Annotated in this window: 27 protein-coding genes; 14 read left to right on the forward strand and 13 right to left on the reverse strand. The window is 30.5% G+C overall.

Annotated elements, in window-relative coordinates:
• Position 1 precedes the first annotated feature (1 nt).
• Genes GQS57_RS14235 through GQS57_RS14250 form a run of 4 tightly spaced genes read right to left on the reverse strand, consistent with a single transcriptional unit; the run spans position 2 to position 2,992 of the window.
• Positions 2-865, reverse strand: coding sequence for an EamA family transporter (locus GQS57_RS14235; RefSeq protein ID WP_165733536.1), 864 nt, complete (start codon positions 863-865; stop codon positions 2-4).
• Positions 862-1,473, reverse strand: coding sequence for an HAD-IA family hydrolase (locus tag GQS57_RS14240; protein WP_165733537.1), 612 nt, complete (start codon positions 1,471-1,473; stop codon positions 862-864). The genes GQS57_RS14235 and GQS57_RS14240 overlap by 4 nt, the downstream gene beginning before the upstream one ends.
• Positions 1,466-2,527, reverse strand: a complete 1,062-nt coding sequence (gene ribD, locus GQS57_RS14245) for a bifunctional diaminohydroxyphosphoribosylaminopyrimidine deaminase/5-amino-6-(5-phosphoribosylamino)uracil reductase RibD (RefSeq protein WP_165733699.1) — start codon at positions 2,525-2,527, stop codon at positions 1,466-1,468. Before ribD ends, GQS57_RS14240 begins: the two co-directional genes overlap by 8 nt.
• A 6-nt stretch (positions 2,528-2,533) precedes the next feature.
• Positions 2,534-2,992, reverse strand: a complete 459-nt coding sequence (locus GQS57_RS14250) for an LEA type 2 family protein (protein WP_165733538.1) — start codon at positions 2,990-2,992, stop codon at positions 2,534-2,536.
• Positions 2,993-3,044: 52 nt separating this feature from the next.
• Between GQS57_RS14250 and GQS57_RS14255 the strand changes: the two genes are divergently transcribed.
• From GQS57_RS14255 to prmC, 3 genes are read left to right on the forward strand one after another with little or no spacing between them, the layout of a single operon-like run.
• Positions 3,045-3,536 carry a GNAT family N-acetyltransferase gene (locus GQS57_RS14255; RefSeq protein WP_165733539.1) on the forward strand — a complete coding sequence of 164 codons (492 nt, stop codon included), beginning with the start codon at positions 3,045-3,047 and terminating at the stop codon, positions 3,534-3,536.
• 3 nt (positions 3,537-3,539) lie between these two features.
• Complete coding sequence (gene cls / locus GQS57_RS14260) at positions 3,540-4,964, forward strand: cardiolipin synthase (protein ID WP_205860276.1); 1,425 nt, start codon at positions 3,540-3,542, stop codon at positions 4,962-4,964.
• 7 nt (positions 4,965-4,971) lie between these two features.
• Positions 4,972-5,835 carry a peptide chain release factor N(5)-glutamine methyltransferase gene (gene prmC / locus GQS57_RS14265; protein WP_165733540.1) on the forward strand — a complete coding sequence of 288 codons (864 nt, stop codon included), beginning with the start codon at positions 4,972-4,974 and terminating at the stop codon, positions 5,833-5,835.
• Here the strand turns inward: prmC and GQS57_RS14270 are convergent.
• Positions 5,832-6,668 carry a TIGR00266 family protein gene (locus GQS57_RS14270; protein ID WP_165733541.1) on the reverse strand — a complete coding sequence of 279 codons (837 nt, stop codon included), beginning with the start codon at positions 6,666-6,668 and terminating at the stop codon, positions 5,832-5,834. The two genes, prmC and GQS57_RS14270, sit on opposite strands and share 4 nt — an antisense overlap.
• Before the next feature lie 283 nt (positions 6,669-6,951).
• Between GQS57_RS14270 and GQS57_RS14275 the strand changes: the two genes are divergently transcribed.
• Complete coding sequence (locus tag GQS57_RS14275) at positions 6,952-7,098, forward strand: hypothetical protein (RefSeq protein ID WP_165733542.1); 147 nt, start codon at positions 6,952-6,954, stop codon at positions 7,096-7,098.
• A gap of 1 nt (position 7,099) precedes the next feature.
• Here the strand turns inward: GQS57_RS14275 and GQS57_RS14280 are convergent, their stop codons facing one another.
• The gene (locus tag GQS57_RS14280; protein ID WP_165733543.1) at positions 7,100-7,555 is read right to left on the reverse strand and encodes a DUF4442 domain-containing protein; all 456 of its coding nucleotides are present in this window, start codon (positions 7,553-7,555) and stop codon (positions 7,100-7,102) included.
• Positions 7,556-7,778: 223 nt separating this feature from the next.
• On the opposite strand from GQS57_RS14280, the gene GQS57_RS14285 reads away from it, so the two are divergent.
• From GQS57_RS14285 to GQS57_RS14305, 5 genes are all read left to right on the forward strand, one after another.
• Positions 7,779-8,213 (forward strand): DUF4870 domain-containing protein, encoded by a 435-nt coding sequence (locus GQS57_RS14285; protein WP_165733544.1) that lies wholly within the window; start codon positions 7,779-7,781, stop codon positions 8,211-8,213.
• Positions 8,214-8,232: 19 nt separating this feature from the next.
• Positions 8,233-8,577: a PadR family transcriptional regulator gene (locus GQS57_RS14290; protein ID WP_165733545.1), complete on the forward strand. Its 345-nt coding sequence runs from the start codon at positions 8,233-8,235 to the stop codon at positions 8,575-8,577.
• On the forward strand, positions 8,570-10,249 hold the full coding sequence (locus GQS57_RS14295) for a PspC domain-containing protein (RefSeq protein WP_165733546.1): 1,680 nt from the start codon (positions 8,570-8,572) through the stop codon (positions 10,247-10,249). The genes GQS57_RS14290 and GQS57_RS14295 overlap by 8 nt, the downstream gene beginning before the upstream one ends.
• Before the next feature lie 94 nt (positions 10,250-10,343).
• On the forward strand, positions 10,344-11,069 hold the full coding sequence (locus GQS57_RS14300; protein WP_165733547.1) for a head GIN domain-containing protein: 726 nt from the start codon (positions 10,344-10,346) through the stop codon (positions 11,067-11,069).
• A gap of 29 nt (positions 11,070-11,098) precedes the next feature.
• Positions 11,099-11,623 carry a nuclear transport factor 2 family protein gene (locus tag GQS57_RS14305; protein ID WP_165733548.1) on the forward strand — a complete coding sequence of 175 codons (525 nt, stop codon included), beginning with the start codon at positions 11,099-11,101 and terminating at the stop codon, positions 11,621-11,623.
• A gap of 113 nt (positions 11,624-11,736) precedes the next feature.
• On the opposite strand, the gene GQS57_RS14310 is transcribed toward GQS57_RS14305, so the two are convergent.
• From GQS57_RS14310 to GQS57_RS14330, 5 genes are all read right to left on the reverse strand, one after another.
• Complete coding sequence (locus tag GQS57_RS14310) at positions 11,737-12,498, reverse strand: DUF6503 family protein (RefSeq protein WP_165733549.1); 762 nt, start codon at positions 12,496-12,498, stop codon at positions 11,737-11,739.
• Positions 12,499-12,542: 44 nt separating this feature from the next.
• Positions 12,543-13,307, reverse strand: coding sequence for a DUF6503 family protein (locus GQS57_RS14315; protein ID WP_165733550.1), 765 nt, complete (start codon positions 13,305-13,307; stop codon positions 12,543-12,545).
• 216 nt (positions 13,308-13,523) lie between these two features.
• The gene (locus tag GQS57_RS14320; RefSeq protein ID WP_165733551.1) at positions 13,524-15,290 is read right to left on the reverse strand and encodes an ABC transporter ATP-binding protein; all 1,767 of its coding nucleotides are present in this window, start codon (positions 15,288-15,290) and stop codon (positions 13,524-13,526) included.
• A 145-nt stretch (positions 15,291-15,435) separates the two neighbouring features.
• Positions 15,436-17,430, reverse strand: a complete 1,995-nt coding sequence (locus GQS57_RS14325) for a M56 family metallopeptidase (protein WP_165733552.1) — start codon at positions 17,428-17,430, stop codon at positions 15,436-15,438.
• 2 nt (positions 17,431-17,432) lie between these two features.
• On the reverse strand, positions 17,433-17,792 hold the full coding sequence (locus GQS57_RS14330) for a BlaI/MecI/CopY family transcriptional regulator (RefSeq protein ID WP_165733553.1): 360 nt from the start codon (positions 17,790-17,792) through the stop codon (positions 17,433-17,435).
• A gap of 354 nt (positions 17,793-18,146) precedes the next feature.
• Between GQS57_RS14330 and GQS57_RS14335 the strand changes: the two genes are divergently transcribed.
• The 5 genes from GQS57_RS14335 (at position 18,147) to GQS57_RS14355 (ending at position 24,587) form a co-directional block, all read left to right on the forward strand.
• A complete protein-coding gene (locus tag GQS57_RS14335; protein ID WP_165733554.1) occupies positions 18,147-18,632 on the forward strand; it encodes an acetyl-CoA carboxylase biotin carboxyl carrier protein subunit in 486 nt (161 codons plus the stop codon).
• Between the two features lie 88 nt (positions 18,633-18,720).
• Positions 18,721-20,172: an acetyl-CoA carboxylase biotin carboxylase subunit gene (accC, locus tag GQS57_RS14340; RefSeq protein ID WP_165733555.1), complete on the forward strand. Its 1,452-nt coding sequence runs from the start codon at positions 18,721-18,723 to the stop codon at positions 20,170-20,172.
• A 249-nt stretch (positions 20,173-20,421) separates the two neighbouring features.
• Complete coding sequence (locus GQS57_RS14345; RefSeq protein WP_165733556.1) at positions 20,422-21,963, forward strand: acyl-CoA carboxylase subunit beta; 1,542 nt, start codon at positions 20,422-20,424, stop codon at positions 21,961-21,963.
• A 70-nt stretch (positions 21,964-22,033) separates the two neighbouring features.
• On the forward strand, positions 22,034-23,920 hold the full coding sequence (locus GQS57_RS14350; RefSeq protein WP_205860277.1) for a DUF294 nucleotidyltransferase-like domain-containing protein: 1,887 nt from the start codon (positions 22,034-22,036) through the stop codon (positions 23,918-23,920).
• Position 23,921: 1 nt separating this feature from the next.
• Complete coding sequence (locus GQS57_RS14355; RefSeq protein ID WP_165733557.1) at positions 23,922-24,587, forward strand: PolC-type DNA polymerase III; 666 nt, start codon at positions 23,922-23,924, stop codon at positions 24,585-24,587.
• A 100-nt stretch (positions 24,588-24,687) separates the two neighbouring features.
• Here the strand turns inward: GQS57_RS14355 and GQS57_RS14360 are convergent, their stop codons facing one another.
• Complete coding sequence (locus tag GQS57_RS14360) at positions 24,688-25,038, reverse strand: hypothetical protein (RefSeq protein ID WP_165733558.1); 351 nt, start codon at positions 25,036-25,038, stop codon at positions 24,688-24,690.
• Between the two features lie 9 nt (positions 25,039-25,047).
• Entirely contained in the window at positions 25,048-25,458 is a 411-nt protein-coding gene (locus GQS57_RS14365; protein WP_165733559.1) for a GreA/GreB family elongation factor, read from the reverse strand.
• Between the last annotated feature and the right edge of the window lie 248 nt (positions 25,459-25,706).

The raw sequence follows: 25,706 nt of genomic DNA on the forward strand, positions 1-25,706 counted from the left end.
ATTAAGCAATGGTTACTAAGACAATTCCTATAATTGCCAAAACAACTCCTATTTTATTTTTTAAACTAAATTTTTCTTTAAACAACAATAATCCAACTAAGGTTGACACTACAACTACAGATACATTATTTATTGTGAATAAAGTAGAACTTTCAAATCCAGATGTTTGCATCGCTTTAATTAAAAATACAATTGTAAAATAATTCGGAATTCCCAAAACAATACCTGCAATTATATTTTTAAAACCAAATGGTTCTCTCTTTTGAAGTGTTTTTATCAATAAAATAAGCAATCCAAAAAAAGCAGCAAAACCAAATAAACTTCCAGAAAAAAGAGCCGCTTCATTATTCTGAACAAAATTAATTTGAACATATTTAAGTGTTGTATCTATAGCTCCAGAACCAAAAAAGAGCAATATAGGAAACATTAACCCTGCTTTTTTAAAGCTGTTCTTATCCTCTTTTACAGAAGCTAAATACACAGAAACTAGCGCAATTAAAATTCCTATAATTTTTAAATATGTTACAGATTCATCATACAGTATAACACCAAAAACTACCGGAATAACCACAGACATTTTCCCTGCAACAGAAGCTACTGAAACTCCATTTTGTTGCGCTGTATTTGCCATTACAAAAAAGATAGCAACAAATAATGCTCCTAAAACAATAGCTCCAAAAAACCATGGTTTCTCAGGAATCTCATTTAAAGAAAATGTAATTTCAGACAAACTGAATCCAAAAGCGAAAGCAACTAAATAATTTACAACAATTGCTTTTAAAGTGTCAATTTTATATATGTCAAAATATTTAAATATGACAAATAGTGAGGTTGAAAAAAGAATGCTGAAAATTAAATAAATCAAAATAAATTTTCCTTTTTTGTAAATAATTCTGTTACCTCTTCTTCACCCGGAATTAAATTCCAAGTATGAATGCCTAAAGTATTTGCAGAAACTGTATTTTCTTTAGTATCATCTATAAAAAGTGTTTCTTCTGCTATTAAATTATTCTCATTCAACACAAATTCATAAATATTAACATTGGGTTTTCTTAAATGAATTTCGTGTGTTAAATAAAACTGTTCGAAACAAATTTTAAAGGAATTATAGAATTCCATTCCAACATTATTTTGAATCCAAGAAATATGTAAATCGTTGGTATTGCTTAATAAAAATAATCTATACTTTTTACTTTCTGCTAAATCTTCAATAAATTTTAATCGGTTTAATGGAAAATCTAACAGAATAGAATTCCAAGCTTTCACTAATTTTTCTTTTGGAACATTGAACTTAGCTTCAAAAAAAGCAACAAACTCTTCTGTAGAAATCAATCCCATTTCATACTCGTTCAAAATTGGCAAATTGACTTCTGCTTCTTGCGAAATCCCTAAGTCTAGTAATTCTTTTGCAAAACGTTTTTTATCTAGGTTGATAAAAATATCGCCAAAATCGAAAATGATGTTTTTAATCATTTGTATATATTTTTAAAACATCTGTTTTGATGTTTATTTCTTCTTTAACTACTTTCTTAAAAACAGGTGCCTTCACTCCTACTTTAAATGTGGTTTCTCCAACAAAAACACGCGCTTCATCCCAAATATTTTCATCAATAAAAGTTTGTAAAGTTTGTGTACCTCCTTCTATAATTACAGACTGAATTTGGTGTTTTTGTAAAACATCGCAAACTTGTTTTGCTATATTATTTTGAAAATCAATTGCTTCAAAAATGATGTTTATTATTTCAAGGGGTTGAAGCTCCTTGCTATTCAGTATTTTTTTATCACAAATAACAATCGTCTTTACACTTCCGTCTAAAATATTACTGTCTTCCGGAATTCTTAAAGTACCATCTAAAACAATTCTAACAGGGTTATGCCCCGTCCAACTCCTTACATTTAACTTCGGGTTGTCTGCAATAACCGTATTTGTCCCTACTAAAATTGCGTGTTCTTGTGCTCGCCATTTGTGGACTAATTGCTGAGAATATGGAGTAGAAATCCAAACTGGTTTCTGTTCATCTTTTGTTAAAGGAGCAACAAATCCGTCTTTAGTTTGTGCCCATTTTAAAATAATATAAGGTCTTTTTTTATTCTGAACCGTAAAAAAACGATTGTGATGTTCTTTACATTCATCTTCTAAAACGCCTACAATAACATTAATTCCTGCATTTATAAGACGTTCAATCCCCTTACCAGCAACCAAACTATTAGAATCTACACAACCAACAACTACATTCTTTAGTTGATGTTTTACAATTAAATCTGCACAAGGTGGCGTTTTACCAAAATGAGAACAAGGCTCTAAAGTTACATAGATCGTTGCCTTTTTTAAAAGCGCTTTGTCTTTTACTGCGTTAATTGCATTTACTTCTGCATGATTACCGCCATAAGCGGATGTAAAACCTTCGCCAATAATTTTATTTTGATATACTACAACGGCACCTACAGAAGGATTAGGACGCGAAACGCCTATCCCATTTTTGGCTATTTGTAAGCAACGTTTTATGTATAATTTGTGATCTATCACCAACAATTAAAATTTAATTTCCTGAATTTGATCTATCGGATATACACTAGAATATCCAAAAACTTTGTATTTTAAATCCCCTGTAAATTGCACTTTTATAGATTTATTTAAAAATGAATTTAACAAACCTCCTAAGATTCCATTTTTGTTATTATCAAAGACTTTTTTAGCAGGAATTACTACAGTCAAAGGTATAGAAAACTCCTTTCTTGCTGGTACTTCAAATTCATCTGAAGAAACCTGAGCAACTTCTGCTCCATTAATAATTACTTTAATTTCATCCGTAGAAATAACACCACCAACATCATTCGGGTTTTCAAAAAAAGCTGCTGCTTTTAAACGAATTGTATCTCCTTTAAAAGAAGTTACCTTTACATTATCTACCTTTATAAAAACAGGTTTTTCCCTTACAGAACAACTTGTAATTAATGTAAAGAAAAGTATAAAATATATAAGGTTTTTCATGTTCAATATTTAAAAAAAAAGGTAAATTGCTCTTGCAAAAATACAGTAATAAATGAAAAGTACAGATTTTATCATTAGAGAAATTCAATCTAAAGACAATGCACAAATGGCAACTGTAATCAGAGAAGTTCTTTTAGAAATGGGGGCACCAAAAATTGGTACTGCCTATGAAGACAAAGCTACTGATAAAATGTTTGAAAATTTTGAAAAACCAACTTCATTTTATTATGTTGTAGAGCATAATAACAAGGTAGTTGGTGGTGCAGGAATTGCACAATTAGATAATTTTGAAGGGAGTACGTGCGAGCTTCAAAAAATGTATTTTTTACCGATAACACGAGGAAAGGGTTTGGGTTCTAAATTAATAAATACGTGCTTAGAAAAAGCAAAAACAGTTGGTTTTGAAAACTGTTATTTAGAAACCATGCCCTATATGAATGCTGCACAAGCATTGTACAAAAGGAGTGGGTTTGTAAATCTAGATAAACCTATGGGAAATACCGGACATTATTCTTGCCCTGTTTGGATGCTTAAAAAATTATAAAAATTGATATATACTATTCTCTTATCGATACACCTTTTACTATTTAGTTGGGCTTTTTACAATATTTTATATTTTGGCGTAAAACCGTCTAAATCTTTAAGCTGGATTTTAATTACACTCTTATTTCCATTCATGGGTGTTTTTGCTTTTATTTTATTCGGCATTAATAGAAGAAAAATAAAATACTTTGAACTTAAAGAGGCTAAAAAAAGGAAAGATTACATTGAAAAGAATCTCAAAAATGAAAAAAATAAAAATATAGCTGTCCTTAAGAGTCACAAAGCTTCTAAAATATCTAATCTAATTTTTAATAACACAAATTTACCGCTACAATTAAATAATGATGTTGTAGTCTTAAAAAGTGGAAAAGAAACTTTTGAAACACTTTTTAAAGCTATTAAGAATGCGAAGTCATTTATCCATTTACAGTATTACATTATTGAAAATGGCGAAATCCTCAACAATCTTATTAACTTATTAGAACAAAAACGAAAAGAAAATGTAGAAGTCCGTATTTTATACGATTCTATAGGAACCTTTCCGTTAAACAAAAAAACGATACAACACCTTAAAGAAATAGGTGTAAAAATATATCCAGAAACTCCTTTTAAGTTTGGAAGCTTTCTTTTTTCTTTAAATTATAGAAATCATAGAAAAATTGCAATTATAGATAATGAAATTGGTTTTACAGGTGGCGTAAATATTTCTGATGAATATATTACAGAAGACACTAATTTAGGGATTTGGCAAGATGCACATGTACAAATATCTGGTTGTGCAGTTGCTGATTTACACGATACTTTTTTAAAAGATTATTACTACGCAACAGATATAGATTTAAGTCAGAAAGAAAAATACAACAAGGTTTGTAACGCTGAAGGAAACACTACAATGCAAGTTGTTTCTAGCGGTCCAGATTACAAACAACCTGTTGTAATGCAACAATATTTAAGCCTTATTAATTTAGCCGAAAAGAGTATTTGTGTATTAAACCCATATTTTATACCTACTTATTCGATATTAGAAGCGTTTAAAATTTCAGCTTTAAGCGGTGTAAAAGTAACTTTACTATTACCTAAAGTTACAGATTCTAAAATGGCTACCTATAGTATGTATTCCTATTTTGAAGGTTTATTAAAAGCCGGTGTAGATATTTATTTGAGGGACGATTTCTCGCACAGTAAAGTTATATTTATTGATGATGAGATTGCCTCTATCGGTTCTACCAATTTTGATTGCAGAAGCTTTGAACATAATTACGAATTAAATGCTTTAATTTTTGATGAAGAAATTACTTCAGAAATATCAAAAGAGTTCAATGAAAGAAAAAATTTAGCTACTAAAGTAACTATAGAAGATTTCTTAAACAGATCTAACAAACAAAAAACACTTGAACGTCTTGCTAGATTTTTAAGCCCTTTATTATAAATTATCTATGACACTTCAAAATTTTCGTATTTTTTTTAATAGTGAATTATCAACGATGTATCCAAAAACAGAAATTGATTCTTTCTTTTTTTTGTTGATAGAAGCAAAACTGAACCTACAAAGAATTGATACCGTTTTAAAACCAGACTTTTTAATTGATGAAAGTATTTTATCAGAATTAAAAAGTATTGTAAAAAGACTTCAAAAAGAAGAACCTATTCAGTATATTTTAGGAGAAACTGAGTTTTTTAGTTTGCCATTTTTAGTAGATGAAAACACCTTAATACCAAGACCAGAAACCGAAGAACTAGTAGAATGGGTGATCAATGAAGTTCTAGAAATAAGAAGTAAGAATCAAGATAAAAACTTAAATATTCTTGATATTGGAACAGGTACAGGTTGCATTCCTATTTCTTTGGCCAAGAATTTAAATAACGTTTCTATTTCTGCTATTGATGTTTCTTCAGAAGCTTTAAAAAAAGCAAAACAAAATGCTTTATTAAATAAGGTTGACATTACTTTCTTAGAAATAGATATTTTAAAAGCTAAAGAATTACCTAAAAATTATGACTTCGTAATTTCTAATCCTCCTTATGTTAGAGAATTAGAAAAGATAGAAATCAATAATAATGTATTACAAAACGAACCACATCTTGCACTATTTGTTGATGATGAAAACCCTTTAATTTTCTATAAAAAAATTGCAGATTTAGCAAAACAAGACCTTACCAAAAACGGATTGTTATTTTTTGAAATCAACCAATATCTTGGAAAAGAGACTGTAGAAATGCTTCAAGAAAAAGGCTTTAAAAACATAGAGTTAAAGAAAGATTTTTCTGGAAATGACAGAATGATAAAAGCTACATATTAAAATCGATTATCACCGTCTAATAAATCTCCTATTCCACCTAAAACACTTCCTTCTCCTCGTTTTCCACTTCCTGTTCTTGGCGCCATTGCCAAAACTCGTCCTGCTAATCGACTAAATGGTAAAGATTGAACATACACAGTTCCTGGCCCTTTTAAAGAAGCAAAAAACAATCCTTCACCTCCAAAAACAGTGTTTTTAATACCTCCAACAAACTCAATGTCATAATCTATATCTTGTGTAAAACCAACAATACAACCCGTATCTACTTTTAAAACTTCACCCGGTTGTAATACTTTTTTTGCCATGGTTCCTCCTGCATGAATAAAACTTAAACCATCTCCTTCTAATTTTTGCATGATAAAACCTTCGCCACCAAACAAACCTCTCCCTAATTTTTTAGAAAACTCTATTCCGATAGAAACGCCTTTTGCAGCACAAAGAAATGCATCTTTCTGACAAATAAATTTTCCGCCAAATTCTGTTAAATCAATCGGAACAATTTTACCTGGATACGGAGATGCAAATGAAATTTGTTTTTTACCAAATCCATCATTGGTAAAAACAGTCATAAACAGACTTTCACCTGTTAAAATTCTTTTTCCTGCTGAAAAGATCTTTCCTAATAAACCTGTTTCTTGATTAGAACCATCACCTAAAATAGTATTCATTTTAATATTGTCGTCCATCATCATAAAAGTACCTGCTTCTGCAACGACTCCTTCTTGCGGATCTAACTCTATTTCTACAAACTGCATTTCTTCTCCAAAGATTTTATAATCTATTTCGTGAGCATTTCTATTGTTTGGGTTTTGTGGAATTTTATCTTGAAACATAATTCAATTTTTAAGGTTTATACATTAATTAGAAGCTTTTAAAGGATATTTGTTACACCAAAAAACTATTTTTTAAATTTAGTAAATTTTACTACAATCTAAATAAGTATACTTTTTTAACAAATCACTTCTTATGAAAGGTTTATGTAAAGAACCTTTTAAATTTTTGTTAATAAAGACAAAACAGCCGTTTTCAAATTATTTATGAATAGAAAAAGCCATATTTTTGCAGTGATAAGAAGAAAAACTATATTTAATACACGAATTAAAAAATAAAAAAATTATGAAATATTTATCTCCAGAAATAGAAGCTTTATCTAAAAAGTTTGAAGTAACAAAATCTTTAGCGCGTACAAATGTATCTTGTGGTATTTTTCAAGAATGTGATTATAACGAAGAAAGACCAGAACTATATAAAGGTAAAGAGTAAACTATTTCTTTACCCTTAAACTCCAATGGAATTGAAACCTAGAAACTACTACTCCATCTTTATTTTTTCCTTCGGATATTAAAACAATAACCTGACCTTCTCCTGTTTTAATAGATTCTTGAATTGCTTCTCGAATTTCATTCCCTCCTTTACATGAAAAAAGAATTCTTCCTGTTGCTTTTTTAAAAAACCGCGCTTCTTGTTGGGTCACCAACATCGATACTTTTACCTTAGAATCATCAATAGCTTTCATTACCAAAACACCTGTTGGCATTTCTGCCGCCATACCTTGTGCCGCCCAAAACATACTTTTAAACGGATTTTGATTCATCCATCTGTATTTTATAGAAACCACCACTTCTGTATCCGTAATAGTGCGCACTCTTACGCCTCCTAAATATGCTAAAGGCAATTTTACAAGGTTAAAAAGGTTGACTTTTCTTGGAGTAAATTTCATTTTATAACTTTGTTTAATTTTAATAACATCGATTAAAGTTGACAAGATAGTTAAAATAAATGAAACAAAAACTCAAGAATAACAACGGGTACAAGACTTTTTAACTGCTTTTTATAGCAAAACCTTAAATGTTAAGGAAATGTTAATTATAGTACTATGTATTGCATAATACCTTTTTAAAGATATATATTTGCATAAGAAAGTATTATATAGTTTAGAAAACATGAAACAAAATAACGAAAACACCAATGCCTTTTTAATACATATTTCTGCTTTCGCAGGATTTATATTTCCGTTTGGTAATATAATTACACCATTAATTGCATGGCAAACGCTAAAAGACAGAAGTACCTTTTTAGATGAACATGGCAAAGAGGCAATCAATTTTAATATCAGTTATTCTCTGTATATTTTTATTTTGACTTTATCTTTTATTCCGGTTTTTATTGGATCAATTTTTAGAAACTTCGATAATTTTAACAACTTTAATCATATTAATATCAATTTTGAAGCTTCAAATTTATTCGGAGTTTTCGGTATTGCATCTCTTGCAGGAATTGTAGGCATCATTAAAATTGCATTGATAATTATAGCTGCATTAAAAGCAAAAGAAGGAGAAAATTATAAATACCCTTTCACTATAAAATTTATTAAATAATCATTTAAAACCACAATAAATGAAAATAGAAAATACAAAAGCACAAATGCGAAAAGGTGTTTTAGAGTATTGTATTTTATCCATCCTAAAAAATGGAGATGCCTATACTTCTGAAATTCTTTCGACATTAAAAAGTGCAGAAATGATTGTGGTTGAAGGCACCATATATCCGTTATTAACACGCTTAAAAAACGCAGGTTTATTAACGTATAGATGGGAAGAATCAACCTCTGGACCACCAAGAAAATATTATGTTTTAACAGAAAACGGCGGCATGTTTATAAAAGAATTAGATAAAACATGGAGTAATTTAGTAAACGCAGTAAACCAAGTAATCAGCAAAAAACCAACTACCAATGAATAAAACTATCAACATAAATTTAGGCGGATTTTTCTTCCACATAGATGAAGTTGCCTATCAGAAATTAAAACGATATCTAGAATCTATTTCTAGATCGTTAAGCGATGATCCACAAGGAAAAAACGAAATTATTGCAGATATAGAAGCGCGTATTAGCGAATTGTTATCAGAAAAAATAACAGATGCAAGACAGGTTATTAATGAAGGTGATATAGAAGATATCATTAAAATTATGGGACAACCAGAAGATTATGCTGGCGCTGAAGAAGAATATAGTGATGCAAACTATTCCTACACTAGAAATAACACTACCGGAAAAAAATTATTTAGAGATGGTGATGATAAATTTTTAGGAGGAGTTGCCTCTGGTATTGCTCATTATTTTAATGTAGATACCATCTGGATTCGTCTTGGTTTATTAGCACTATTCTTTGGAGCTGGTTTTGGAGTTATCTTATACATTATCCTTTGGATTTTATTGCCAGAAGCCAAAACGACGGCAGAGAAATTACAAATGGAAGGAGAACCTGTAAACATCGATAATATCGAAAAAAAGATTCGTGAAGAGTTTAATAATGTTTCAGAAAATGTAACAGAATTTGCGAACAAAGCATCAGAAAAATTTAAAGATGGAGCAAATGAGTTTTCAGAAAAAATGAATCAGACTTTTTCGGGAAAGCCTCAAAAAAATAATGGATTACAAGATTTCATCAACACCATAGGCAAGATTATTCTTGTATTCTTTAAAGTGATTGGTAAATTTATTGGAATTCTGCTAGTATTTATTGCTGGTGCAGTTATTTTATCACTAATCATTGGTGGGTTTTCAGTAGGAAGTTTAGAGGTTTTAAATGTGAACGGAGAATTTTTACAATATCCTCCATTTTTCTATGACGCAATTTTACCTAAGTGGGTATTAACAATTGCAGCATTTTTACTAATTGGTATTCCGTTTTTAATTTTATTTGTTTTAGGCCTACGCATATTATCGAGTAGTGTAAAAAAAATTAGCAAACCCACCTCATTAATACTTTTGGGCGTTTGGGTAATTGCTTTATTAATGATGATTTTTACAGGAATAGAATACGGAACTACTCATGTTAATGACGGTAAGTTTGTAAAGAAAACGGCTTTAAATATTATGGAAAATGATACCATCAATTTAAAAATGATCAATGATGATGAAATCTATTACAGACATAATTTAAGAAGAAGTTATCGCAAGCAGCAAATTGAAATAGATGGAATAAACAAATTATATTCTAATAACATTAGCGTTGATGTTAAAAAAAGTAATTCTAATGAAGCATACATCATTCTTCAAAAAGAATCTTCTGGAAAAACTAGATACAATGCAAACTGGAATGCTGAAAGAATTGAATATAAATATGAAGTTATCAATAATACGATTGTTTTAGATGCTTATTATTTATCAAACTTTAAAAATATATGGAAAGATGAAGAAGTTAATATCACTTTGTATATTCCAGAAAGAAACACCGTTTATTTTGATCATTCAATAAAAAACTTTTTAGACGATGTAAAAAATGAAACTGATATCTATGACAAAGACATGGTTAATCATCATTTTAAAATGACCGATAAAACCTTACAATGTACCGATTGTGAAGTAGAATTAGAAGATACTGAAATTATTGAAGAGGAAGTTAATTAATACAATTCAACCATAAAAAACAACAATTGAGCAACCATCCTTTGATTTGAAGCGTCTATTAAAAGACATTTACAATATAATTAAAACCAAACTCATGAAAAATTCAGTATCAAAAATTATTGCAATTCTATTTATAACAACTCTTTTTACATCTTGTAATGTAGACATGATGAATAGAATTAACGGAGATAAAAATATAATTACAAAAACTAGAAAAATTGCAGATCAATTTACGGGAATAAAAGTAAGTACAGGTTTAGATGTCTACATAACCCAAGGTTCTAAAAATAAAGTGACCCTAGAAGCTGATGAAAATTTACACGATATTATTATTACGGAAGTTGAAGATGGCATATTAAAAATATATGCTGATAAAGGAATCTGGAGAGCAGCAGCCAAAAAAGTACATGTTACCATTAAAGATTTAACCCTTTTAACAGCCACTAGCGGAAGTGATGTATACGGAAAAGATGTTATAAATACCGATGAAATTTCTATTTCGGCTACCAGTGGTGCAGACATTAATATTAAAATAAACGCAACAAGTGTAGAAACCAATTCTACAAGTGGTTCTGACATTCATATTTCGGGAAATACAATCAATCATGCTTCTAACGCAACAAGCGGAAGTTCTATTGATGCATATGATTTAGAAAGCGAAAATACCATAGCAAAAGTAACTAGTGGAGCTGATATTAATATTTATGCATCAAAAAAACTAGAAGCAAAAGCAACAAGTGGTGGCGATATTGATTTTAAAGGAAACCCAAAAACAATTGATAAAAAAACGACTTCTGGCGGAAGTATTTCTAAGAAATAATCAATTGTAACAAATTAAGCAACCAAACTATGGACTCTTTTTTAGAACCTTTTAGAAAATCAATTTTAATAAAAGTACTTTTATTTTTGGCAATGTTGTTTTACAACTTTGTTTTAAACGCTCAGTTTGATACAAATTCTGCCTTGTTTAAAACATTAAAATCTAAAGATAGTATTCTATTTGAAAGAGCGTTTAACAATTGTGAAGTTGAAAAACTAAGCCCACTTATAGCTGATAATTTTGAATTCTATCATGATGTTGGAGGAATTCAAAACAAGGCAGAATTTATTGATACTATAAAAAAGAACCTATGTACCAACCCAGGAAACAACACCAGACAATTGGTTGCTAATTCTTTAGAAGTATATCAATTAAACAATAATGGCGTTATTTATGGCGCTATTCAAAAAGGAAAACACACGTTTCAACAAAAACAAAAAGGTGTATTAAAAACTGTTGGAATTGCAGATTTTACACACCTTTGGATTTTAGAAAATAAAATTTGGAAATTAAAAAGGGTACTGAGTTATAATCATCAGCCTTACTCCGAATAAAAACATATTAGAAAGCTAACTTCTAATATTTATACTAATACTTGGTTTTATTAGTTTACTTGGTAAGTCGTCGTTTTGTAAAAAAAACGACGCTTACTTTTTTTATACTAAAATTATTTCGCTGGTTTTTCGTAAAATGAATCTGCTAACTTCCCTTGACTTATTAAAGGCATTGTAAAATCTACAATTTTAGAAGTAGCAGATAATTGATCATTTCCATCTTTTTTATACCAAGTAATTTGTTTTGGTAAAATAAAACCATTTACATTTTCCCAAGAATTATATTTAATCATTTTATAATTATCAACCGGAGCTTTAGATTTAAAAGTTACTGTGTAAGCAAGCCATTCCATTTTATAGGTTTTAGCATTGTAATACACAATATAATTATCATCCGGAGAAGTACCTACATTTGCTTTATAAGAAATTTTATAACCTGGATAATTGGTTCCTTCAAATACCAAATCAGCTACTTTTTCATAAATAATTCCCTCATCTGCCAATACAAAAGGCATTGCATAAAAGTAAAAATACAAGTTGTAATAAAAAGCAGGATCTCTTTTTAAACTACCCTCTACTTCTTCTAAAGACCAAATTTCTTTTCCGTCAAAACCTAAAGAGTATTCCGGTGTGTTCACAACAATCTTACGAGAATGTAAATCTGTAGTGTGCACTTCTTCTCCTTTGTTAAAAGACAATACTTGCGCTTTTCTCCATGCATCGATTCCACCGTGAGCTTGAAATACTTTTCCTAATTCTGTTGGAAATGTTTCTTTTTTAGCTTCAACAACTGTTTCTTTTTTGACCTCTTTTTTAGCTTCGTTTTTACAAGAAGCTGCAATTACCACCAATAACAATAAAAGTACTTTTTTCATAATTTGATTTCAGCGTTTTTTAAACCGATTAATTTCAAATATACTTACTTAATTGGCTTTTCAAAAAATGAATCTGTTAAATTATTTTTATTGATTGATGCATCTGTAAATACAGCAGCGGGTCTTGCTGGTTCAGTTGGCACACCATTTTCATCTTTTTTATACCAAGTAATTTCTGATGGTAAAATCAATCCGCTTACATTATTCCATTTACCATATTTAATGATGTTGAATTTATCACTTGGCTTTTTAGACATAAAAGTAGCCGTATACGCTAACCATTCCATTTGATGTGTTTCTACGTTAAAATATAACTTGTAATTATCATCAGGAGAACTACCAACATCAGATTTAAAAGACATTTTATAACCAGGATAATCTACACCATCAAAAGTTAAAGGTGCTATTTTTTCATATGTAATTCCTTCATCAGATAACACAAAAGGCATTGCATAAAAGTAAAAGAATAAATTGTGATAAAAAGCAGGATTTCCTTTAAACGTTCCTTCTTCTGCTTCGTCTAACCAAACATTTTTTCCGTCGAAACCAACAGCATAATTAGGTGCATTAATTACATTTATACGAGATTGTAAATTGATTGTATGTACTTCTTCTCCTTTTTTAAAGGATAAAATTTCTGCATTTCTCCAAGTATCAATTCCTCCGTGAGCTTCAAAAACTTTTCCTAATTCTTCAGGGAAATTTTCTGTTTTTATAGCTACAATATTACCTTTTTCAACCTCTTTTTTAGGTTCATTCTTACAAGAAATTGCAATGACTACAATTAACAATAAAAGTACTTTTTTCATAATTCGATTATATATTTAAATTCGATAGTTTAAAAAGTCGTTTTTATTGTATTTCTTTACAAAAGGAGTGAAATTTAAATGTTAAATTAGAAATGAATAGGTAATTTTATAAATTACATACCCTTCAATTTTAGCAAAATGTCTGGTTGAGCGCAGTCGAAACCTATTAGTTCTCGACTGAGCTCGAACAGACAATATAATTTTTATCTACTGCGCCTATATTTTAGATTGATACGTATACAAATCATAATACCTTCCTTGTTTCGCAATCAACTCATCATGAGTACCTCTTTCTGCAATACTCCCCGCTTCTACCACTAAAATCTGATCTGCTTTTTTAATAGTACTCAACCTGTGCGCAATCACAATCGTTGTTCTATCTTTTACCAATTTAGACAAACTTTTCTGAATTAAAGACTCGCTTTCGGTATCTAAACTAGAAGTAGCTTCATCTAAAATAATAATTTTTGGATCTGCTAAAATAGCCCTTGCAATTGCCAATCTTTGACGCTGCCCACCAGAAAGCTTCACGCCTCTTTCTCCAATTAAAGTATCTAAACCATCATCAAAACGATCTGTAAATTCGTTAACATACGCAGCTTTAACAGCATTTTGTAATTCTGCTTCTGTAGCATTTGGTCTTGGAAATAGTATGTTTTGTCTAATCGTTCCTTCAAACAGAAATTCGTCTTGTAAAACAACGCCTAAATATTTACGATAACTAGATAGTTTTACTTTAGACATATCTTGATTATCAATCGTAATTGTACCTGATTTAGGGTTCAAAAACGTTGCCGATAAACCTGCAATGGTAGATTTACCAGAACCAGAACTCCCCACCAAAGCCGTTACAGAACCTGCAGGAACTTTAAAGTTGATATTATTAATCACCTTCTTCCCTTCTTCATAAGAGAAAGAAACATCATCAAAATTAATTTCTCCTTGTAAATCTTCTAAAACAACCGTTCTTTCTTCATCATCTTCTTCCGCAGCCATGTTCATTAATTCTTCGGTTCTGTCTAAACCTGCCAACGCTTCGGTTAACTGACTACCAATATTACTCATCTGTACAATTGGCGCCACCATAAAAGCTAGTAAAAATGTAAACTGAATAAAGTCTCCAAAAGTCATAATGCCTTGTATCATATAATAACCACCAATTCCCATCACTCCAGTAGTTGCCAAACCAATTAAAAGGGTTGATGAACTTGTCACGATAGCAGTTGCCGTCATACTTTTCTTTACATTCTGATAAATATTATCAACACCTTGCTCAAAAATTTTACTTTCTTGTTCTTCTGCATTAAAAGCTTTTATCACTCTAATTCCGCCTAAAGTTTCTGTTAAACGTCCTTTTACTTCGGCATTAATTTTTCCTCTTGCTCTAAAAATAGGTCGAATGTATTTGAATGATTTTAAGGCAATAATTCCGAAGATAGATAATGGTACAAATGTAAAAACCGTCATCCAAACATTCATTCTTAACAAAATGACTAAGGTTAAAATTGCCGTAAACGAACCGCCAATTAATTGTACCAAACCTGTACCAATTAAGTTTCTTACACCTTCTACATCGCTCATAATTCTAGATACTAAAGCTCCAGATTTTGTATTATCGAAAAAACTAATTGGCAACGACAAAACCTTCTTTTGTACTTGTGCTCTTAATTCTGATATTAAATATTGCGCCTGAATACTCAATACTTTTGTCAATAAAAAAGAAGTTACTGCTTGTACTAAAATAGCCCCAATTACAATAAAAATTAAGTTGTATAACTGACTGTAATCTTTAGTCGGAATTACCTCATCCATCAAAACTTTACTTTGCATGGGTAGTACAAAACCCGATAAACTTCTAATAATTATTAATATCAAACCTAAAAAGACCAAGTTTCTTCTTGGCCAAATAATGGTTTTAAAAGCTTGTTTTAAGGTTACTTTGGGTTTTGATTTATCTTTTTTTGATTCTTTATAATGTTGCATTGTTTATTTTAAAATGTAAGTACAAATGTATTGTCAATTTATATGCCATAGAAAAGAAGTCTGACATATTTGCAAAGTTACAATAAACAAAAAGACCCTTCAGGTTTTAAAAACCTGAAGGGTCTTGAAATTATGATAAATCTTTTTATTTTTTCTCTTTTGTAGTTATTTCAATAACACCGTTTTTACCTTTTTCTCCATATTTTTCGATGGATTTTTCATTTTTTAAAACAGAAACAGATTCTATATCATCTGGAGATAATGCTTTTAACTCTTTTTTAGAGGCCACTTTACCATCTATTAAGCAAAGTGGCTCTTTTCTTTCTTTTCTTGCATATTCAATAACGTTAACATCAGAACCTGCATCTTCAATAGCATTAACATCAGAAAAAGACTTGCCAATATTACTAAATTTTTCATTTTCATGTGCTTCTTTACTTGTTATCAAAATAACTCCATTTTTTCCTTTTTCTCCATAAACTACTGTAGCTTTCTCGTCTTTTAAAACCGACATAGAATTTATGTCATCTGAATTTAAATCTTTAATAACTTCTGGGGTAACTTCCTTTCCATCCAAGATATACAATGCACTATTTAATTGATCTTCCGGAATTAAATTTTTCACTTTTTTAGATTCATTATATTCATTAGCTGCTTTTTGAGAAGAGAACCCAGAAACCATTTCTTTATCCGTTTTAGAAAGGTTTCCTATTTTAATACTATTATTTTCTTTATCAAGTAATATCTGTATCACTTTTATCGGCAAAGCAGAAGAGGTCTTAAAACTAGCTTTTGTAGTTTCATTTTTGATGTTTATTGTAATAGCTCTAATTAAACCTCCTTTTGTACGCTTTAAATTACTTATTTTAAGAGTATATCCTTTTTGGGCTAAAAGTTCTTTTAAAACATTAAACTGTTCATCTGGTGTATTATCAGTAATAACAAATTCTTCAACTTTATTAGTTTTTTCTTTTTCCACAAAATGTGTACCTGCGCTTCCATCTTTATTGTAATAAATTATAAATGGTTTAATACCTAATTCATCAAAATGTTTTGCAGTTACAGCTCCATTTCTATCTTCTAGTTTAACTTCAATAGATGTAAGTTTATAATTAGAATCTCTTTTAAGATTCGTGTAAGAAAAATCAACAGCAAACTTTTTTGTAAATGCTTCTTTAGCATTATTTAAATCCTCATCAGAAGTATTTTTGTCAATTATTACCTCTATCCTATCCTTTGTTTCCTTTATACCAGAATCGGAATAATTGACTGATTCTTGAGAAACTTTTTTAACAAACACCTCTTTCTTGTTAAAATTCATTAAAAACAATGCTAGTAATGGGATTACAACAGCAAATTTAAAAAGGTTTATTTTTTTTGATTTCGATTTATTTAACATAATGATTCTATTTTTTATTAATGAGTTATAAAAATTATTGCTTAAAGTCAAATGATTAACGCCAACACTCGCTTTTAATAATGTAGTTTGGTAACTCTTTTTACAATCGATTTTTTCTTGTGTTTTTTTATCAGCAATAAATTCTAAATTTTGCTGAACATCTTTACGATACAACCACATAAACGGATTAAACCAAAGTACAATACAAGAAATTTGATTTAGCAAAACATCTATAGAATGCAATTGACTTGCATGTACTTTTTCATGAATCATAACCTGTTCTAATTCCGATTTTGTAAAATTATTCGGGTTGATAATAATCCAACAAAAAAAAGAAAAAGGTGAATTATTTTTAATCGTATTAATAAATGTAAAACGGCCAACTTTCTCTTTTTTATTTTTAAAAATCACAAAACTTAAAGACATTAACTGAATTAGAAACTTCACCAAAAAAAACAAAACTCCCAAACCATATAGTATAGGCAAATAGTCTAAAATGTTAAATGGTTTGTCAATAATTTCATTCAGAACTACCACATCACTAGAAATATATTCTGAAGTTACAACCGGTGTATACTCAATATAAACAGGAATCACCAACAACGGAATAATAAAAGCAGTTACCAATCCCATCAACAAAAACCATCTATTTTCATTAAAAAAAGTATTTCGTTGTAAAAGCAATTTGTAGCTCAAATAGAAAATAGCAACCACCGCACTCACTTTTAGTAAATAGTCCATAACTAGTTATTTTTTTCAATCAGATCAATAATTTCTTTCAATTCTTTTACGCTAATCTTTTCTTCTTTCGCAAAAAAGGACACCATATTTTTATACGAATTGTTAAAATAATTATCAATTGCCGTATTCATAAACCCACTTCTATATGCCTCTTTCGTTACAATCGGATAATATTGATGCGTTTTTCCGTAGGCATTATACCCCACATATCCTTTGTCTTCTAATTTTCTAATAATCGTAGACAACGTGTTGTAATGCGGTTTATCTTCTTTAATTTCGGCAAGTACATCTTTTACAAAAGCCTTTTCTAACTTCCATAAAACATGCATGATTCCCTCTTCTTTGTTGGTTAATTTTTCCATTATAGACTATTATTTATTAGGGCGTTTCCCAAAAGGGTCGGGCTATTCGTTATACCTGTCTTGAGCGTAGTCGAAAGGCTGCTACCTCTAACGCATTCCAAATATAAACTATAATTTTAGTTATATAACTACAAAAATAGTTGTTTAACTAAAAATTAAGTTTTCAGATAGGTTTTTACTGAATTTCATCAATAATAAGAAGATATTAAAATACACTTTACAACATTGAAAATCGTAAATAACAATCAATACTTTTTCAACAATAACTATATTAAATTAGCAACATTTACATAAACACCTTAAAAAGAAACCTTTAAAAAACATATATTTACAATCATTAAATCATAAAAAAGGATGAAACATGCTTATCAAGTAAAAGTGAACGATACTTTCGATTTTAAGATTGACGAAAAAACTGTAAAAAAACTAGACACTTTACAAGTTTCAGATTCCGAATTTCATGTACTACATAATCATCTATCGTACAAAACTGAAATTACAAACGCCAATTTTAATGAGAAATCGTATTCTGTAAAAGTGAATAACACGGTTTATCATATTAACATTCATCATGAATTAGATATTCTTATCAAAGAAATGGGATTCGAAATTGGCATCACAAAAGAAGTCAACGAAATTAAAGCGCCTATGCCTGGTTTAATATTAGAAATTAATGTTCAAGTTGGTTCGGAAGTAAAAGAAGGTGACACCCTTTTAATATTAGAAGCCATGAAAATGGAGAACGCTTTAACGTCTCCAAGAGCAGGAATTATAAAAACAATTTCTGTTACAAAAGGAGAAACTGTAGATAAAAATCAACTTTTAATAGAATTTGAATAAGTAAGAAATTTCTTAATGAAAGGTTTTTAAAACCTTGTAGGTATTGACATATCCGTTTACCATCTTTCATAAAACCAATAAATTTTATATGAAAAAACTTTTAATAGCAAACAGAGGAGAAATTGCCATTCGTGTTATGCGAACCGCAAAAAAAATGGGTATAAAAACCGTTGCTGTTTATTCTACTGCAGATAGAAATGCACCACATGTTCGGTTTGCAGACGAAGCTGTTTTAATAGGAGAAGCTCCTTCCAATCAATCTTATTTATTAGGAAATAAAATTATTGAAGTTGCTAAAAACCTAAACGTACAAGCCATTCATCCTGGTTACGGTTTTTTATCTGAAAATGCCGATTTTGCAGAAGCCTGCGAAAAAAATAACATCATTTTTATTGGTCCGAAATCTAAAGCCATTAAAATAATGGGGAGCAAATTGGCGGCAAAAGAAGCCGTAAAAGCATACAATATCCCAATGGTTCCTGGTACTGAAGAAGCCATTACAGACATTCCAAAAGCTAAAATAATAGCGAAAGAAATAGGGTTTCCTATTCTAATAAAAGCATCTGCTGGTGGTGGTGGAAAAGGAATGCGTGTGGTAGAAAACGAAATGGAATTCGAATCGCAAATGCAAAGAGCCATCAGCGAAGCATTAAATGCTTTTGGTGATGGATCCATTTTTATAGAAAAATATGTTACCTCTCCAAGACATATCGAAATTCAAATTATGGCAGATACACACGGAAATGGGGTACATCTTTTTGAACGTGATTGTAGTATTCAACGTCGACATCAAAAAGTAATTGAAGAAGCTCCTTCTGCTGTTTTAACTCCAGGATTACGTAAAAAGATGGGAGAAGCCGCCATTAAAGTCGCAAAATCTTGTGATTATGTGGGTGCTGGTACAGTTGAGTTTTTGTTAGATGATCATCATAATTTCTATTTTCTAGAAATGAATACACGTTTGCAAGTAGAACATCCGGTAACGGAACTCATTACAAATACAGATTTAGTAGAATTACAAATTCGTGTGGCTCGTGGCGAAGTATTGCCAATCACTCAAGAAAACTTAAAAATAAACGGACACGCATTAGAATTACGTGTCTATGCAGAAGATCCTTTAAATGACTTTTTACCAAGTGTGGGGAATTTAGAAGTGTATAAATTACCAATTGGCAACAACATTCGTGTAGATAATGGTTTCGAACAAGGTATGGACATTCCTATTTATTATGACCCAATGTTATCGAAACTCATCACCTACGGAAAAACAAGAGAAGAAGCCATCGAATTAATGCTTACTGCAATTCAGAATTATCAAATTGAAGGAATTGAAACCACGTTACCATTCGGAACTTTTGTGTGTGAACACGATGCTTTTCGTTCTGGAAATTTCAATACACATTTTGTAAAAAAATATTATTCGCCCGAAGCTTTAAAAAAGAAGCAAAAAGAAGAAGCAGAAATTGCCGCACTAATTGCAGTAAAAAAGTATTTAGAAGACAAAAAGTTATTGAGAATACCTGTTTCTAGTAGGCAGTAGTAGTAGTAGTAGTAGTAGTAGTAGTAGTAGTAGTAGTATTCAGTCGCAGTCGCAGTCGCAGTATTCAAAAAAATAAAAATTAGACGTGTAAACTATTATTTCACAAAAAAGAAATTCAAAAAAAGTCAACAAACGCACAAAAAAATAACACAAAACTTTGCGTCTTTGAGCCTTAACGAGAAAACAAACACACAACACAACTAGCCAAACTTTGCGCCTTAGCAACTTTGCGAGAAAACAAACACAATAATGGAATCAAAAATAAAAATCCTTAACGACAAACTTGCTCAAGCCTATTTAGGTGGTGGTCAAGATAAAATTGATAAGCAACATCAAAAGAAAAAATTAACCGCCAGAGAGCGCGTTTTGTATTTATTAGATGACGGTTCTTTTGAAGAAATTGGCGCTTTAGTTACACACAGAACAAAAGAATTTGGTATGGAATATCAAGTTTATTATGGTGATGGCGTTGTAACTGGTTACGGAACGGTAAACGGAAGATTAACCTATGTTTTTGCGCAAGATTTTACCGTTTTTGGAGGCTCTTTATCTGAAACTCATGCAGAGAAAATATGTAAGATTATGGACTTGGCACTAAAAGTTGGTGCTCCTTTAATTGGACTAAACGATTCTGGTGGTGCAAGAATTCAAGAAGGTGTGCGTTCTCTTGGCGGTTATGCCGATATTTTTTACAAAAATGTACAATCCTCGGGTATCATTCCGCAGTTATCTGCCATAATGGGACCTTGTGCTGGTGGTGCAGTCTATTCTCCCGCAATGACCGATTTCACCATTATGGTAGAACATACAAGTTATATGTTTGTCACAGGACCGAGTGTAGTAAAAACGGTTACTAATGAAGAAGTAACAAGTGAAGAACTAGGTGGCGCAAGTACACATGCTACAAAATCTGGAGTAGCGCATAAAACCTCATCTAATGACGTAACTTGTTTAGAAGACATTAAAAAACTTTTAAGTTATCTACCTCAAAATAATAAAGAAACTCCTCCCCTTTTACCTTTTAAATTACAAGATGAAATTAGAGAAGAACTTTCTAGCATTGTTCCTTTAGATGCCAACAAACCGTATGATATGCACAAAGTCATATCCGGAATTATAGATGAAGATTCTTTTTATGAAATTCATAAAGATTATGCTGAAAATATTATTGTTGGTTTTGCTAGATTAGGCGGAAGAAGTGTTGGAATTGTAGCCAATCAACCACAGTTTTTAGCAGGTGTTTTAGATGTAAATAGTTCTAAAAAAGGTGCACGTTTTGTGCGTTTTTGCGATGCTTTTAACATTCCACTGTTAGTGCTTGAAGATGTTCCAGGTTTTTTACCAGGAACCGACCAAGAATGGAATGGTATTATTGTACACGGAGCAAAATTATTATATGCTTTTAGCGAAGCTACAGTGCCTAGAGTTACCGTAATTACACGTAAAGCGTATGGTGGCGCGTACGATGTTATGAACTCTAAACATATTGGAGCAGACATGAATTTTGCATGGCCAAGTGCAGAAATTGCAGTTATGGGAGCTAAAGGAGCTGTAGAGATTATTTTTAAAAGAGAAATTAAATCGTCTGAAAAACCAGCAGAAAAATTAAAAGAAAAAGAAGCAGAATATGCAGCACTTTTCACCAATCCATACAGCGCTGCACAACGTGGTTTTATAGATGAAGTAATTATTCCAAAAGATACCCGAAGAAAGTTAATAAAGGCTTTTTCTATGTTAGAAAATAAGGAAATAGTGAGACCAGATCGTAAGCACGGAAACATCCCATTATAAATTAGACCTATAGAGTACAAAACAATTGACAACTCATTAAAAACCAAATCGTATTTTGTAAACTAGAATCATGAACACTATTGCAAAACGTATTTCAGATTTTTTAAAGGACTTCCCTCCTTTTAACATGTTGCCCAAAGATGAATTATTGGCAATTTGTATGGCTGTGGACATCCTTTATTTAGAAAAAAATACGGATTTATTTGTCACAGGAACACCCATTAAAAATCAATTTTATGTAGTAAAAGATGGTGCCATTGGTTTGTTTGAAGAAGAAACAAATACCTTAGTTGACGAATGCGATGAAGGTGATATTTTTGGTTTGCGCGCGCTCATGCGTAAAGACAGTTATAAATTAACTGCAAAAGCCTTAGAGGAAAGTATTGTGTATAGTTTGTCTGCTGAATTATTTGAGAATTATATCACCACAAACTCAGAAGCGAGTGCTTTTTTAATGACGAGCTTTGTTTCTAACACACGCTATTCAGAACCAAAACCTCAAAATCAATCTTCAGAGAAGATACAAGATTTTTTTGAAGAGCAATCCATCGATTTTTCTAAAAACCCAATTCACTGTTCTCCAGAAACAAGTATAAAAGCGGCGGCCATTATTATGACGCACAAACGGGTTGGTTCTATCATTATCACCGAAAACAACAAACCTTTAGGTATTATTACCGATAAAGATTTACGGATTAAAATTGCTACAGGATTGGTTTCTATCGAAGAATCTGTTACTAAAATAATGTCTTCTCCGGTAATAACATATCCAGAAAACATTACAGTTGCAGAAGCACAAATTGCCATGTTAAAATATAAAATTACACATTTGTGTATTACCAAAGATGGCACACCAAATTCTGATTTAACAGGTATTTTATCTGAACATGATATTATTGTCGTTAGAGAAAATAATGCATCTGCATTGGTAAAAGAAGTAAAACGAACCTCAACTCCTGCGCAATTACAACAGATTAGAAAACGAGCAGAGCAACTTTTAAAACGGTATATCAAACAGCAAATTCCTATTACATTTGCTACCAAAATTCTTTCTGCTATTAACGAAAGTATAACGCAAAAAATTATTGATCAAGCTATAAAAGAAATGCCAACTCCTCCACCAACTAATTTTGCTTGGTTAGCCATTGGAAGTCAAGGTAGAGAAGAACAATTGTTACTTACAGACCAAGACAATGCGCTCGTTTTTAATGATGTTGATAAAAATGAATATGAGGAAACACAACAATATTTTTTAACGCTTGCTAAAAAAATAAATCAAAAATTAGAAATTGTTGGTTTTGAATTGTGTCCTGCTGATATGATGGCAAGCAATCCTGCCTGGTGTTTATCGGTTTCTCAATGGGAACAACAATTTAAAAAATGGATTACAACACCAGATCAAGACAACTTGATGTTGTGTACTATTTTCTTTGATTTTGAATTTGTTTATGGTGATAAAAAACTAGTAAACTCTTTAGCAGAAAGTATTTTTGAGTCTATAGAATCTCGTGATATTTTTTTAACGTATTTAGGTTTAAATGCTTTAAAAAATCCACCTCCGTTAAGTTTCTTTAGACAGTTTTTAGTAGAACGAGATGGAGAACACAAAGATCAGTTTGATATTAAAGCGCGTGCGATGATGCCTTTGGTAGATGCGGCACGTTTGTTAATCTTATCAAAAAATATAAAAACACACAACAATACCATTGTTAGATATCAAAAATTGGTAGAATTGGAACCTCAGAATAAAGAGGTGTATTTGGCTTGTTTAGATGCTTTTAAAAATTTACTATATTTTAGAACACAACAAGGTTTACTACACAACGATTCGGGTAGATTTATAGATTTACAAACACTAAGTAAAGCCAATCGTTTGGAAATAAAAAGTTGTTTTAAAGCCGTAAAAGAGGTGCAAGATTTAATTCAGACTCGATTTAAACTTTCTCAATTTTTGTAGTATGAGTTGGTTCAGAAAAAAAGTATACCCACCTTTTTGGAAATCCTATAAAGAATGTTTCAGAGGGAAACAATACGCTGAATTTGAAAACATCCGTTTTGTAATTTTTGATACTGAAACGACAGGTTTAGACATCAAAAAAGATAGAATATTATCCATTGGAACCATCGCTGTTATTGATAAAACAATAAAAGTTTCTGACAGTTTAGAATCCTATCTTACACAAGATTTATTCAACGTAGAAACGGTAAAAATTCATGGTATTCTAAAACAAGGAACCATACATAAAGTAACTGAACAGGAAGGTATCATCCAATTTTTGGAGCATATTAAAAATGCTGTTTTAGTAGCACATCATGCAGCCTTTGATGTTGCCATGATAAACCAAGCTTTAAAGCGTTTAAACCTACCCAAACTAAAAAATAAAGTGTTAGACACTGGGCATTTGTTTGTAAAATCAAAATTAGATACTTCAAAAAAACATTTTAGTTTAGATGAATTATCACTTCGATTTAACATACCTCAACATGATAGACATACGGCCTCTGGAGATGCTTTTATTACCGCAATCTTATTTGTAAAACTACTTTGTGTTTTAAAGAAAAAAAACACGGTACTTTCTTTAGCTTATTTGCAAAGAAGTAATGACAGAAAAGGTCTTTTATAGAGAGAGAATAATCTTTAATTTTAGCATAAAAATCAAATGAAAAAGGCAGCTCCAAATGAAAAATTCAGAGCCACCTACAAAAAAACTAACTTAACAATTCTTAAATTAAATCATATTCCTTTTTCAATTTCTTATAATCATTAAAATGCTCTATAAATAGATTTCTATTTTTTTTATGCTCTTTGTAAAAAAATAAATCACACGCTAAATCAATACACTCCGTTGGATTGTCTAAGACATTTTTATATTCCAAAAGTGTTTGATGTATCATCTTATTATTTTCAAGAATAGCAGTAATTTCCTTACTTAAATGATCTCCTTCAAGACCATTCATTTCAATATCATTACATTCTTGTGAAATTTCATTCAGTTCTAACATCCATCTTTTTACTTCCTTTAGACTTCGTTTTTGAATTATTTGATTTTCAGTTTGCTCATTATCTATTTGCATAATAATTATTTATTTTGTTATACTTTCTGGCTGCATTACTTCTAAAACTTTTAATTCTTTTAGTCCTCCAGGAAAATCCCATAAAATTAAATCGCCTTTGGCATACCCTAAAACCGCGGTACCCATTGGTAATAATAATGATATTCTATTTTGTAAAACGTTCCCTTTAGAAGGCACAACCAACTCAAAAGTTTTTTCCCATAAACCATCTAAAGAACGCACTGTAACTAATGAATTAAGCCTTACAACATCTGCAGGCATTTCTTTTTCCGTTACAACTTTAGTTACATTTCTTAATTCTTCTTGTAGTTTAAAAATATGACTCTTTACCGTTTTTGACTCGACTACCTTATTTAAATTTAAGAGTTTTTCAATTATTAAAAACTCATTTTCTTCTATAATTAACTGACCATACTTCATTTTTTCAAAATTTAATTCTATGGAAAAAACCACATTTTACATACATTCTTTCTAATCCATCTATTGACAAAGCATAAATCTATCTGCCTACTTTCTGCAAGATTTAATTCCTTAATAAATACTTCTCCCTTTTTATTGTAAAGCCACTAAAAATAACAATCTACAATACCTCCAGAATAATATAAAATACCTGGAGTTATAGCAATACTATTTTTTCTACATCTTCATTGCCCATTCTTAAAGGAAAA

Source organism: Polaribacter sp. 20A6, from assembly GCF_011378915.1.
GTDB lineage: Bacteria > Bacteroidota > Bacteroidia > Flavobacteriales > Flavobacteriaceae > Polaribacter > Polaribacter sejongensis.

Coding starts and splice junctions, on each gene's coding strand:
- GQS57_RS14240 (WP_165733537.1), bottom strand. CDS start 1,473: ATGATTAAAAACATCATTTTCGATTTTGGCGATATTTTTATCAACCTA.
- GQS57_RS14250 (WP_165733538.1), bottom strand. CDS start 2,992: ATGAAAAACCTTATATATTTTATACTTTTCTTTACATTAATTACAAGT.
- GQS57_RS14255 (WP_165733539.1), top strand. CDS start 3,045: ATGAAAAGTACAGATTTTATCATTAGAGAAATTCAATCTAAAGACAAT.
- prmC (WP_165733540.1), top strand. CDS start 4,972: ATGACACTTCAAAATTTTCGTATTTTTTTTAATAGTGAATTATCAACG.
- GQS57_RS14270 (WP_165733541.1), bottom strand. CDS start 6,668: ATGTTTCAAGATAAAATTCCACAAAACCCAAACAATAGAAATGCTCAC.
- GQS57_RS14275 (WP_165733542.1), top strand. CDS start 6,952: ATGAAATATTTATCTCCAGAAATAGAAGCTTTATCTAAAAAGTTTGAA.
- GQS57_RS14280 (WP_165733543.1), bottom strand. CDS start 7,555: ATGAAATTTACTCCAAGAAAAGTCAACCTTTTTAACCTTGTAAAATTG.
- GQS57_RS14285 (WP_165733544.1), top strand. CDS start 7,779: ATGAAACAAAATAACGAAAACACCAATGCCTTTTTAATACATATTTCT.
- GQS57_RS14290 (WP_165733545.1), top strand. CDS start 8,233: ATGAAAATAGAAAATACAAAAGCACAAATGCGAAAAGGTGTTTTAGAG.
- GQS57_RS14295 (WP_165733546.1), top strand. CDS start 8,570: ATGAATAAAACTATCAACATAAATTTAGGCGGATTTTTCTTCCACATA.
- GQS57_RS14300 (WP_165733547.1), top strand. CDS start 10,344: ATGAAAAATTCAGTATCAAAAATTATTGCAATTCTATTTATAACAACT.
- GQS57_RS14305 (WP_165733548.1), top strand. CDS start 11,099: ATGGACTCTTTTTTAGAACCTTTTAGAAAATCAATTTTAATAAAAGTA.
- GQS57_RS14310 (WP_165733549.1), bottom strand. CDS start 12,498: ATGAAAAAAGTACTTTTATTGTTATTGGTGGTAATTGCAGCTTCTTGT.
- GQS57_RS14315 (WP_165733550.1), bottom strand. CDS start 13,307: ATGAAAAAAGTACTTTTATTGTTAATTGTAGTCATTGCAATTTCTTGT.
- GQS57_RS14320 (WP_165733551.1), bottom strand. CDS start 15,290: ATGCAACATTATAAAGAATCAAAAAAAGATAAATCAAAACCCAAAGTA.
- GQS57_RS14325 (WP_165733552.1), bottom strand. CDS start 17,430: ATGGACTATTTACTAAAAGTGAGTGCGGTGGTTGCTATTTTCTATTTG.
- GQS57_RS14330 (WP_165733553.1), bottom strand. CDS start 17,792: ATGGAAAAATTAACCAACAAAGAAGAGGGAATCATGCATGTTTTATGG.
- GQS57_RS14335 (WP_165733554.1), top strand. CDS start 18,147: ATGAAACATGCTTATCAAGTAAAAGTGAACGATACTTTCGATTTTAAG.
- accC (WP_165733555.1), top strand. CDS start 18,721: ATGAAAAAACTTTTAATAGCAAACAGAGGAGAAATTGCCATTCGTGTT.
- GQS57_RS14345 (WP_165733556.1), top strand. CDS start 20,422: ATGGAATCAAAAATAAAAATCCTTAACGACAAACTTGCTCAAGCCTAT.
- GQS57_RS14350 (WP_205860277.1), top strand. CDS start 22,034: ATGAACACTATTGCAAAACGTATTTCAGATTTTTTAAAGGACTTCCCT.
- GQS57_RS14355 (WP_165733557.1), top strand. CDS start 23,922: ATGAGTTGGTTCAGAAAAAAAGTATACCCACCTTTTTGGAAATCCTAT.
- GQS57_RS14360 (WP_165733558.1), bottom strand. CDS start 25,038: ATGCAAATAGATAATGAGCAAACTGAAAATCAAATAATTCAAAAACGA.
- GQS57_RS14365 (WP_165733559.1), bottom strand. CDS start 25,458: ATGAAGTATGGTCAGTTAATTATAGAAGAAAATGAGTTTTTAATAATT.